Annotated in this window: 7 protein-coding genes; 4 read left to right on the forward strand and 3 right to left on the reverse strand. The window is 41.3% G+C overall.

All coding sequences use genetic code 11. The features are described from left to right. Nucleotides 1–76: 76 nt before the first annotated feature. A complete protein-coding gene (locus tag CXF86_RS18915; protein ID WP_101090183.1) occupies nt 77–793 on the reverse strand; it encodes a 3'-5' exonuclease in 717 nt (238 codons plus the stop codon). Further along, entirely contained in the window at nt 793–2,679 is a 1,887-nt protein-coding gene (locus CXF86_RS18920) for a DUF294 nucleotidyltransferase-like domain-containing protein (protein ID WP_102039735.1), read from the reverse strand. Before CXF86_RS18920 ends, CXF86_RS18915 begins: the two co-directional genes overlap by 1 nt. Before the next feature lie 541 nt (nt 2,680–3,220). Here CXF86_RS18920 and CXF86_RS18925 point away from each other — a divergent pair. The 3 genes from CXF86_RS18925 (at nt 3,221) to CXF86_RS18935 (ending at nt 5,500) form a co-directional block, all read left to right on the forward strand. Then, nucleotides 3,221–3,577: a MerR family transcriptional regulator gene (locus CXF86_RS18925; protein WP_102039736.1), complete on the forward strand. Its 357-nt coding sequence runs from the start codon at nt 3,221–3,223 to the stop codon at nt 3,575–3,577. A 58-nt stretch (nt 3,578–3,635) separates the two neighbouring features. Beyond that, on the forward strand, nt 3,636–4,013 hold the full coding sequence (locus CXF86_RS18930) for a carboxymuconolactone decarboxylase family protein (protein ID WP_101090180.1): 378 nt from the start codon (nt 3,636–3,638) through the stop codon (nt 4,011–4,013). Nucleotides 4,014–4,468: 455 nt separating this feature from the next. Continuing rightward, nucleotides 4,469–5,500, forward strand: a complete 1,032-nt coding sequence (locus tag CXF86_RS18935; protein ID WP_102039737.1) for a sensor domain-containing diguanylate cyclase — start codon at nt 4,469–4,471, stop codon at nt 5,498–5,500. Nucleotides 5,501–5,699: 199 nt separating this feature from the next. Here CXF86_RS18935 and CXF86_RS23160 read toward each other — a convergent pair whose 3' ends face one another. Next, complete coding sequence (locus CXF86_RS23160) at nt 5,700–9,023, reverse strand: sensor domain-containing protein (RefSeq protein ID WP_308303199.1); 3,324 nt, start codon at nt 9,021–9,023, stop codon at nt 5,700–5,702. 791 nt (nt 9,024–9,814) lie between these two features. Here CXF86_RS23160 and CXF86_RS18945 point away from each other — a divergent pair. Further along, nucleotides 9,815–11,695 (forward strand): methyl-accepting chemotaxis protein, encoded by a 1,881-nt coding sequence (locus tag CXF86_RS18945; protein WP_102039739.1) that lies wholly within the window; start codon nt 9,815–9,817, stop codon nt 11,693–11,695. Nucleotides 11,696–11,853 lie beyond the last annotated feature (158 nt).

Genomic DNA, 11,853 nt, shown 5'->3' on the forward strand with positions numbered 1-11,853 from the left:
CACTTATTTTGAAATAAAGCATTACTCGGTTTTTTTATGGGTTTAACTATATAGCCACAGCTTTATAGTTAAAGCTTCATAACCATAGCTTCTTAATCGGTGTGTCTGGGCTAAAATGGTGGTGGATTTGCGCTTGTAGTAGCTCTGCGGTAGCAATAGCATCGGTCAAGGCATCGTGTGGCGGATAAGTGGGCAGATTATAACGGGTACGACTATTGGCAAGGCGAATCGATTCTGGGCGAGTATTTTTAAACCAGTCAATAAACTTTTTCGGACGAGCCTGTTGGATATCAGCTTCAATCTGCATGGTATCAACGACAGGGAAAACAATACCTTCATTGATCAAGCTTCTAAGTGCAGCATCAAAAAAGTCACGTTCAATTCTGCGGTAATGCACCACCACAATTTTCCCTTCTAGCTCGTCCAATAACTGCTCTAAAATCCGCAACAGATCGGGCGCACCCTTGAGATCAGAATGGGTAATCCCATGGATGATAATTGAATCTTCCTTGAGTTTATCTTCCGGTGTTATAAACCAGTGTTTAGCCCGTCTACAAGCAATTCGTTGCAGAGTAAAAGGAACCAAACCAATGCTTATAATGCTATTTTGATCAGCATCCAGACCGGTTGTTTCAAAATCTAAGGCAACAAAGTCTATATCCTTGAGTTCGGTTTCACCATGGTAAGTACTGGCATTATAAAAGTTAGTCAGGCGGCTATCTTTACTCTCAAGCGCTTTAATGTGCAAAAACGCTTCCCAGTTTAATACTTCTTGATTGGTAAAATTACGCATTATTTACCCTGCATACTGTTAGCGGTATAGCGGAACTTTAAAAAGTTTTGTGCACTGCTTAACACCAAAAAGGCATCTTTTAGATTACGCCTTTCAAAATCGGACATGTTTTCAGGCTCGATATTGTTATCCGGCTCTTGATCTGACTCAATGTCTAATGCTTGATGACGAATACGAACCAAAGAGATGAACTCCATCGCATGTTGCAGATCTTTGCCCTTTGATGGCGGTAAAATTCCTGCCTCAATGATGTCTTCTAATCGATCAAATGAATTTTGCGATTGAGAACCAATAGCAAGGGCGTGCACACGGATCAAGTCGGCTAAAGGTGCTGTACCGCGTCGCTTCAAATTAATAGTGTTGTTATGACGACCATCTTTTTCCATCACAAAATCTTTAAAAAAGCCAAGTGGAGGTGTACGGTTTAATGCGTTTCTAGCAAGGCAGGCTAAGAATCGGTTGTTTTTCTTCGCTTTTCTAAGGATAAAGGCATTCAGCTGTTCAGCCCATTTTTGTCTGCCATAGACGCCGTAAAGATCGAAAAATATGGAGCTATTAAGCAGCGCTTGCGGGTTTGGATTCTCTATCCAATCAGCAAAACACTCTTCCCATTGAGACTGGGTTTTTCGATACTCAGGATTAGTCGCCATGATGTCACCAGTGCAATAGGTGTAACCGCATGCGGCCAAACCATCACAAACATAAGTGGCAAGCGCCATAAAGTAGTCCCCATGTAGCGACTCTTGATACTCGTTATCAAGAATAATTGCATTGTCTTGGTCGGTCACGATAAGTTGTTCATCGCGCGCCATAGAGCCTAATGCTAGGAAGCAGTAAGGCACAGGTGGTGCCCCCAACTTCTCTTCCGCCAATTCAAGAAAACGCTGTTTAAAACTTCTGCCAATTTCCGACATGGCTCGACCCACCATGTGTGAGTTTGCATCTTCGTTAATCATGCGCACAAAACAATCTTTGAGTTGACTAGACAGAATAATAAGGTCTTCAATACTGTTCTGTTGAAATATGCTGCTAACAATTAACAAGCTATTTTGAGACTCATAACGAATAATGTCAGTAACTTCTATTAAGCCAATCGGTTGTTTGTTTTTTAAAATTGGGAGGTGATGAACGTTATAACGAAGCATTAATAGCATCGCTTCAAAAATATAGGCGTTGTGGTCCAAAGAGATGAGTTCTGTAGACATCACCTCGACCACTTGGGTATCAACATTTAGCCCTTGCGCGATCACTTTAGCGCACAGATCGCGCTCGGTAATAATGCCAACAAAGCTATTACCGCCTTCATCCGCAAGGTTAGGATCATTGATGATTGCCGCAGAGACATTCTCAGCAGCCATAATTTTAGCCACATTTTGAATCGTGGTCGTGGTCGGCAGCATCACTGGCTCGCCACTGAGTAGGGTTTTTACCTTTGAGGTCGTCAGTGAATTAGCATCATCACTATTATCTTCAACGGCTTGCTGTAATCGAATACTGCCTTCAACTTCAACAAAGTCGGCAAAGGTGTCGAAGCGTTCACAAAAATCAGCAAAGATGTCATCTGGAATACAGTACAAAAGGGTGTCTTTAAGCGATTTGGCTGGGAAACGCACCTTATTATTGGTCAACAGCCCCATTTGGCCGAATAAACCACCTTGATCAAGACGGTTATAAAGCTCACCGGTACGGCGATATATCTCTACTACACCGCTGCGGATCATATAGAGATCGTGGATCTTGTTACCAAACTCAATGATCATACTGTCAGCTCGGTAGTATGAGATCTCGACACTTCTTGAAACTTCGATTAATGCTTTTTCTGGCAGTTGATCAAAAGGTGGGTATTGGCGGATGAAATTTCGAATTTCAAGTAGCTCGACTTCCATTGTTCGCTCGATATTGATAATTTGAATATATATTAACAGTATATGGTATCTACGGCATATATGCAGCTAGCCGGTTTATCAGACTGTTATTATTAATGTTCATCTGTTTTTTTATCGGTACTTAACGGTAAAACTCGTTATCATTCCGTTGGTTCTGCTCTGATATAACGAGCCACCGAACCAAGCGGTATAAAGAAAAAAATGTAAATAATGGCAATGATTAGACGTTGGCTAAGCAAAAGTCATTGACCAATCATTCGGTATAATTTGAGTTTAGTACTGGGTTAGAGCAGTAACCTAGCGGTTAAATTCACGCTTTAAAGAACTATCGGATAGCTAGCCTATACAAAACTCGCTGCGTTCCATGTTGCTGCTGTCTAATATGGAATGTAATCGATTGAATTGTGAATAAAAAAATTCCCATCGTCACGGATATGAAGGTAAGCCTCTATAGTGCGGTTTGTTTCTGGTGCCTTATTGCGTAATGTCATCAATCCGCTAAAACAGAGTCAAAAAATAGTTATGTATAAGAGGTAATGCAATGAATATGAAAGAGTTTTCAAATATAGTTGGTCTATCACCTCATACGCTGCGTTACTATGAAAAAATAGGCTTACTTAAAAACGTGCACAGAAACACTAGTGGCCACAGAGCATATACCAGCAGAAATATAGAGTGGGTTAGTTTTGTGAATCGCCTGAAGGAAACTGGAATGCCTTTAGCGAACATCATTGAGTATGCAACGCTCCGAGAATTGGGCTCAAATACCGCATTAGAGCGTCAAATGTTGTTAGAACAACACCAAGAAAGCTTAAAAATTCATATTCAGCAACAGCAAAAGCATCTGGCGGCTTTGGCGCATAAAATCAGCCAATATAAAGAGGGAAAAGTGAGTTGACTTAGAGTTAACTCTAACTAGTAAGCTGTGGCTTCAGTTTGAAAATTGGAGTTTACGCATGAAAAATACCAGATTCACCTTAGGTCTAGCGCAGCTGTCAAAAATTGACGGTGAGGCGGGACATCAAGTTATTGAAAGCCTACAAGAGATCTGTCCTGACCTGGCTAGGTTCACTATTGAATATCCTTTTGGTGACATCTACACCCGCCAGGCTCTTGATTTGAAGTCGAGAGAAATCGCAACGGTTGCAGCGCTAACCGCATTAGGTAACTGCACTCCACAGCTTAAGGTTCATTTAAATGCCGCTTTGAACGTGGGTTGCAGCGAGGAAGAGGTAAAAGAGGTACTGTTGCAAATGTCAGTTTATGCCGGCTTCCCAGCAGCGCTAAATGGAATGTTTGCCTTTAAAGATGTGCTAAACCAGCGAAAAGTTTAAGCTTTAACTTCCTTTAACTGTTCTGAATTAAATGCGTTAGGGATTTCACCTAACGCATTTATGTCTATAAGTAGTCTAGGTCAGCACAACCACAGTGACAGCCACAAAAGAGCTCCAACTTTAGTGTTAAATTCAGAATTTTTCTATTACTTCCCATCTACAAGTCATCTTAGAGTCGAATTAGAAATGAAGAATAAACTTACGCATACATGGGAAGGGTACTTGTAGATATTAAACTTAACAGTACTTAATCGACCGACTACACTTACATGAGATTGCCAGTGTTAACTGACAATGTCCGGTAAAAAGAGAACGATAAAACTGCAAGGTAAACAATTATTTAAATATATAAGGCGTCATTTTACATCAGGCCTGCTGTTAACTTCAATAACCATATTTGAGGACGTTGAAGTAACTGTCAGGATAAATAATCTCAAGGATAGAGTTGATATATAATGCCATTACCTAAATTCAGAGCCAATGAAGATAATCTGCGCTTTTCTATAAATCAGAGTCATGCGTGGATTGAACATTCTCCTATTTGTACAAAAATTATAGATCTTGATTTCAACCTGCAGTTTATGAGCTCAGCAGGGGTTAAAACACTTGCCATTAGTGATGTTAAACAGTATTACGGCAAGGCTTATCCTTTTGGTTTTTATCCGCAATCTTTTCGTGACCAAATGTCCAATAATTTAAGAAAGGCGCGAGATACCGGCTTAGTTATAGAGCAAGAGGCTGCTGTGGTGGACACGCGTGGAAATGAAGTGTGGTTTCATTCAACTATTTCGCCAGTCAGTGAAAATGGAGATCAAATTGATTACTTAATGGTCGTCTCAATCGATGTAACTGCAAGGCATGCCAGCATACGAGAATTAGAACAGCTTAATGATGAGCTTGAACGCAAAGTTTATATCCGAACACTTAAACTTGAGAATGCAAATAAGGCATTACATCAACAAGTTGAAACAGATTTTTTAACCAAGTTATCTAATCGCCTTGCCTTTGATAGACACATAAGCATGAGCATAACATCTGCTAAATTAAGTGAAAAATGCCTTTCGTTGTTGATGATAGACGTTGATAATTTTAAAACCTATAACGACAAATATGGGCATGACGTTGGTGATCTAGTTTTGGCAAGTATCGCGGATTCGATAGACAATTCATTACTTAGACAAACCGACATTGCAGCTCGAATTGGCGGTGAAGAGTTTGCAATTTTGTTGCCGGAAACAGATGTTAACGCGGGCTTTTGTATCGCTGAGCGGGTTCGTACTAATATCGAGGCATTACAGGTTCGGAATAGCGACTCAGGTATGATCGCTAATATAACGGTTAGTATCGGCGTCGCGTCTTTAAAAGATGATGAGCTAAATGCCACGGCTTTACTAAAACAAGCAGATAAAGCTCTTTACCTCGCTAAACATTTGGGGAGAAACAACTCGCAGATCTACTTTGCAGATGTAGTCAGCAAACTAGCATAAACTTTTATCGAAGCTCCTTTTTATGAAGACACTATAATCAAAAAACAAGGCGAGTAACTAAGCCAAGTAAAACGAGTCTCTCAACTAAAGCCCTAATGATGGCAGAGAACAAATGGAATTCTAAATATAGCGTAAGAGCCCTTTTTAGAGTTAAAAGGGATTGCTGATGGATTCAATATGCTTTTTTAAATGATGAACATCAACAAGATGCCACTTCATCTCTCCACGTATCATCAGGCTGCCAGTGTGCCGCCCACTCAGGAATATCCTTAGCAATCATCGGTCTGGCAATGCCATAACCTTGTGCCAATTCACAACCTAACTTCAACAGAGCAATACCATGAGCGATAGTCTCAACACCCTCTGCAATCACTTCACGTTTAAATGACTTCGACAACACCACTACACTTTCGACAATCGCCAAGTCATCAGGGTCAATCAACATATCCCCCACAAAAGTCTGGTCGATCTTAATTAAGCTCGCTGGTAAACGTCTCAAGTGACTCAGTGAAGAGTAACCCGTGCCAAAGTCATCTAATGCAAAATTAACCCCAAGTTCGATACAGGCTAGCATGGTTTCTGACACCTGTAGTACATCGGCTATCGCACTTGTTTCAAGTACTTCTAGTTCTAAAGAGCTAGGAGCAACCCCCGGGAATTCGGCCAATAGCTCCGCTAAGCGCGTTGCAAAACCTTCACTCTGTAATTGAAGTGCGTTAATGTTGACACTGACAGGAATATCCAGCCCCAACGCTTGCCACGCTTCAATCTGACGAAGAGCAGTGCTGATAACCCATTCACCTAGCTCGATACTGAGAATATGATTTTCAATGACGGGCAAAAAATCGTTAGGGGGGACTAAACCACGCTCCGGGCATTGCCAACGAATTAACGCTTCGGCACCAATCATCTTCCCCGTTTTCATATTGACCTTAGGTTGGTAATAAAGCACAAATTCATTTTTGTTCAGAGCTTTACGTATACAATCTAACTTTTCATGTTGAGTGATCATCGCAGCATTATGTGCAGAGTCAAACAAACGATATCGGTTCTTTCCCTCTTGCTTCGCCACATACATGGCTTGATCAGCATGCCGCATAAGTTGGTCTGCATCGACACCATCTTGCGGGTAAATGGTGACACCAATACTGGCAGAGACTTCCAGCCTGACTCCGCCTATGACTACCGGTTCCGATGCCGCCTGCAACAGGCGTTCCAACATAGGTTCACAATCTTCCACTGTGGCTATATTTTCCATCACAGCGACAAATTCATCCCCGCCGATACGGGCCAGGGTGTCGACATCGCGTAAAGCTTCCCTCATGCGAGATGAGACGACAATTAATAATTCATCACCAACGACATGACCATAGGTATCGTTAACGTCTTTGAATCCATCCAAATCAAGAAATGCGACCGCTAGTAATGAGTGTTGACGTTGGCTATGGCTCATAGATTGCGTTAGACGGTCTGCCAATAATGTCCGGTTAGGTAAGTGAGTTAACATATCATAGTGAGCAATACGTTCTAATTGCCCCTGATGCTCTTTAATCGCGGTGATGTCATTGAATAGCGCCACGTAATTTTGCACTATGCCAGTATCATCGAGTACCGCGCTTATCGTGAGAATCAGCGGATAAACCTCGCCATTCTTACGTTTATTCCAGATCTCACCGGTCCAATGCTCTTTTTCTTGTAAAGTGTCCCACATTTCTTTATAGAACTCAGGCAAATGACGTCCGGATTGGAGGATTCGCGGGTTTTGTCCTATCACTTCATCACGGGGGTAGCCTGTGATCGCACTAAAAGCCTCATTAGCGTTTATGATGACACCAGTAGTATCTGTGATGGCGATACCTTCTCTGGCATAGGTGAATACGCTAGCGGCAAGTTTGAGTTCTTCCTCGGTTTGCTTGCTCTTGGTTATATCTTCATGCGTGCCTGACATTCGCACAGACTTGCCATCATTTGTCCATTCAACCACTCGCCCACGATCGAGTATCCAGACCCAGCTGCCGTTCTTGTGCAGCATCCGATATTCGCATTCGTAAGTATCTGTTTCATTTTTGGAACAACGCATTAATAATTCATTGGTATTATGTGCATCATCGGGATGAAGTCGTGTCTCCCAGGTGCCGATGTCAACGGGTTCAAGCTCTTTAAGGCGGTAACCCAACATCTCGGCCCAGCGTTCATTGTATGCGGAGTCACCTGTTTGTACATTCCATTCCCAGGTGGCCATGTTGGCGCCCAAAATCACTTCTGCATAACGTTGGCTTTGGTCGCGAAATGCCTTCTCAGTCTCATGCAAGGCAGCTTGAATTCGCCTATTTTTGGTAATATCTTGGACCAATGATGTCACGCCAAGCACTTCACCGGTCTCACTTACAATGGGCGTGTTGTACCATTCACAAATGATGGCCCTGCCATCTTTTGTCATGTTCTCATTTATATTTCTGGACGCTTTATTATTTTCAATCAATCTTTTACCGATCTTATTGACATCTTCTCTAGCTCCTTCAGGCACCAAAAGTTCTAATAGAGAATGACCCATGACTTCGTCGACAGAGTATCCGAATATCTTCTCGGCTGATTTATTCAATTCACTACAATTTAAGTTTTTATCCCATGAAATATACCCAAGCGGCGTATTCTGAACATGGTGGGACAGTATCGTCTCACTAGCCTGTAACTCCGTTGCTGCCTTGTTGCGGTCTGTCACGTCCCGAATGAACCCCATATAGCCCTGAATTTGGCCATCAACAGCTTTGATCACGACCCTACTTGTTTCACCTACGACGATACTGCCATCCTTGTGCCGGTAGTTCGCTTCATAAGGTTTGACCTTATCTCCAGCGGCGAGATTGAAATACATACGACCATGTCGCTGGAACTCTTCATCGCTTTCATAAATGATCGATGCTTTTTCCCCCACAAGTTCTTCACGGCTATAGCCTAACAAAACTTCCATAGCCTGATTTATCGAAATAATCCGGCGATTTAGATCTGCAAAAATGAAGCCATCGGTAGCACAATCAGAAATTGTTCTGAACAACCTTTCGTTATGAACGGAGGTTGTTTTAGTTTCCTCAAGGGCGCGCAGAGCTTCTTCACGTTCGCGAATCTTTCTTGGTACCCAGAGCTTTAGGAGAAGCAAGATGACTAGTAAGCCAGCAGCAATATTGATTAATTTTGGGAGAATGAGCAAAGAGGGTTGCGACAACAGCTCGTGGATAGATTTTGGCACCAGCCCGTACAATGAGTTGAAATACAATCCAAAATAGACACTTTCAATTATGGTCCTGAATGCATCAATGCTAAGGACCATAAGGAGAACCACAACCGTTCCGCCAACTGCGCCATCAACGGCTTGTAATTGTTTAAGTTTGACCAGATAAATAACGACTATAACCAACCATAAGGCGGTCAAGATCCAGTATGATATTGGTGTAATGATGTCAAACGTATCCATTTTTATTTCTCTAATAAACTTACAAGCTGACCTTCTAGGTCTTATGGCCATCAGGCTAAATAAAAGAGCGTATGACAAAAGCAATTAACACTTTTAGCCACTCTTATATACTTTAAATTCGAATGTTAATCTCGTTAGTCATTAATTGAAGCGGCTCAATAATAATATGGCCTTTGATGCACCCAGTATTAAAGCAAATTTTTAACATCAACGTTTCATGATGGATCATAATTGATTTAGACCGCCAACATATATAGAAAACAATTATTTAAACTTGAAACTCCCAGTCACTCACGCTTTGGAATTAGTCCCAAAGTGACGTTTAATGACAATCTTTTTAAGTAGTATCTAATAATTTCTTTCCTACCATTATTGTCACAATGAACAAGTGTTACGCGCAAATAATTGATAGAAATAAGTATCACAAGTACATGTTCGCGACCTTTATCACCTTTTCGATTGCATTTAGTGCCATCCACAGCGATCCGAGTCATACTTTTCTATTTTGAAAAATCGTTATTTAAAATAAACCCACTTTAATCTGTGACAGCATTAGCGGAGTCGTTGCCAAAAAGTAATAACTTAAATCTCTATCATGAACAAAACCCGTAAACACATCAAAGGTGACCATAACAATTTGGAACTAATTCCATAAGTGGACAGGGTTTACAGATATTTACCATGTTGCAGAAGACTTCAAAAGTCAGGCCAAACTACGTTGCCCATTATGAAGATTATTTGTATCTTTCCATTAATTAAAATGAAGTTTTTATGATCAAGTCTGTAATGACTAAGTAAAAACCCTCTGATTCTTTGTTCTTAAAATATGGACTGAAATATCTATGCTACTGAAACACAAAATAACGGGGCTCTTTACTTCGTTATCATTTTTTATGGTGCTCTTTGTATCCATCCTTGCTTATCAAAATTTTGCGGAGTTCAGTCAGGCCAGTTATCAGGATAAAGTTGAAACGCAATCAAAGCTCGTAGCCCAGGCATTAGATGAAAAGTTAATGCGTTTTTTCGACGTAATCGATTCTGGTACATTTTTTTTCGATGACTATGGCAACCTCGATCTTGAACGAGCAAATCTCACTGTCGAAGAGATCGCTAATACGATTGAAGGGGAGGCTGGTATCTATTTAGGTTTAAAAGATGGCACCCTAATTAGCGATGGTAAAGCCGTACTCAATTTCAATGCTATCACCGCTAAACGTGAATGGTTTTTGAAGATTTTTGAAGGAGAGCACTACGTAGTGACTCGATCTTTTGTTGATGTCACTAAGAATGTTGAAGTGTTTGGTCTTTCTGTGCCTATCATGCACCAAGGACGAATTTCCGGAGTCGTGTTAATCAATATCCCGGTTAAATTATTCAGTGATTATGTCGCTTCTCTTACCAGTAACAATCAGATGTTCGTCTACCGAAGCGATGGCTACATAGTATCGAGTGAGGTAAAAGACAATATTGGTAAGAACATATTTGAATTACGTCCGCAGTACAAAGTAATATCTGAATCAAACAAGTCGATGACATACAGTGCTCCGGGTTTGGGAGAGTACTTTGTAACAAGTAATAAGATGAAGGTTCGTAACTGGACAGTGGCTAGTTATGAAGCCATGAAAGTCATAGAAGCTGCCAGCATGAATAACCTATATGGCACGCTAATTTTGATTGCTATCTCACTCGCTGCACTGATGATCGTTATCTACCAGATGGTTATTCGTCTTATTTATAAACCTATCGGCGGGGAACCACTGGAAATATCAAACATGGTCAAACAAGTTGCAGAGGGTGATCTAAGTATGGATTTATCCACTTCAGGCTTGGAAGAAGGTATATATGGCAATGTGATCTCCATGACACAGAATCTTAGAGCTATTGTCGCCAATATTAATGAAACGACAATTGCACTTAATAGCTCTTCAGCCTCCCTGTCATCGTCAGCACAAACTATGAGTGATGGCTCAAAGGCACAAACAGTGCAGCTCGAGCAGACTTCGACGGCGATGAACGAAATGACTTCTACAGTCGATGAAGTAGCACGAAGTGCACTGCAAGCGGCTGAATCGGCCCAGGGGGCGAGTGAGCATTCTGAAGTAGGAATGAAGGTGGTAGAGGATATGAACTCTAATATCCGCTCACTGGTCAATGAGATGGACAATGTGACCCATGTCATCGAAAACGTTGAGGCCGAAACTGTCAATATTGGTAGCATTCTCGATGTGATTAAAGGAATAGCTGATCAGACGAATCTTTTGGCTCTAAATGCTGCAATTGAAGCGGCACGAGCCGGTGAGCAAGGTCGTGGTTTCGCGGTCGTGGCTGATGAAGTTCGAAGTCTTGCAAGCCGGACACAAGAGAGTGCTAATGAGATCACCTTGATGATTGAAAAGCTACAAACAGAGGCAAAAAAAGCGGTAGAACAGATGGGGAAGAATACTCAGCTTGCTCAACTGACCTCGACAAAGACAGAGGAAGCAAATCAATCCCTGACACAAATCACCACATCTGTTTCTATTATTCTCAATATGAATGACCAGATAGCCACGGCATCAGAGCAGCAGACTCAGGTAGCTGCGGAAATTAACCAGAGTGTTTTAGAGATCAATGATTCGGCCAAAGAAACAAATATCCACTCTAATAGCACTACGGAACTTGCACAAGAACTCGGCGGAATGGCTAATACCCTAAATGGTATAGTGAGCCAATTCAAACTTTAAAGACTGGCACCTATTCAGAGGCTTACCACTCTTCTAAAAACTTGTGAATAACCTATTCAATCAATTTTAAAGGCGAACCTGACATGGTTCGCTTTTTTAATGAGGTTTATAAATATCTGAATTAAGGTAATAATGATTATCCCATTTAAAGTTAAATG

The sequence above is a fragment of the Shewanella sp. GutCb genome (assembly GCF_002836135.1).
Classification (GTDB): domain Bacteria; phylum Pseudomonadota; class Gammaproteobacteria; order Enterobacterales; family Shewanellaceae; genus Shewanella.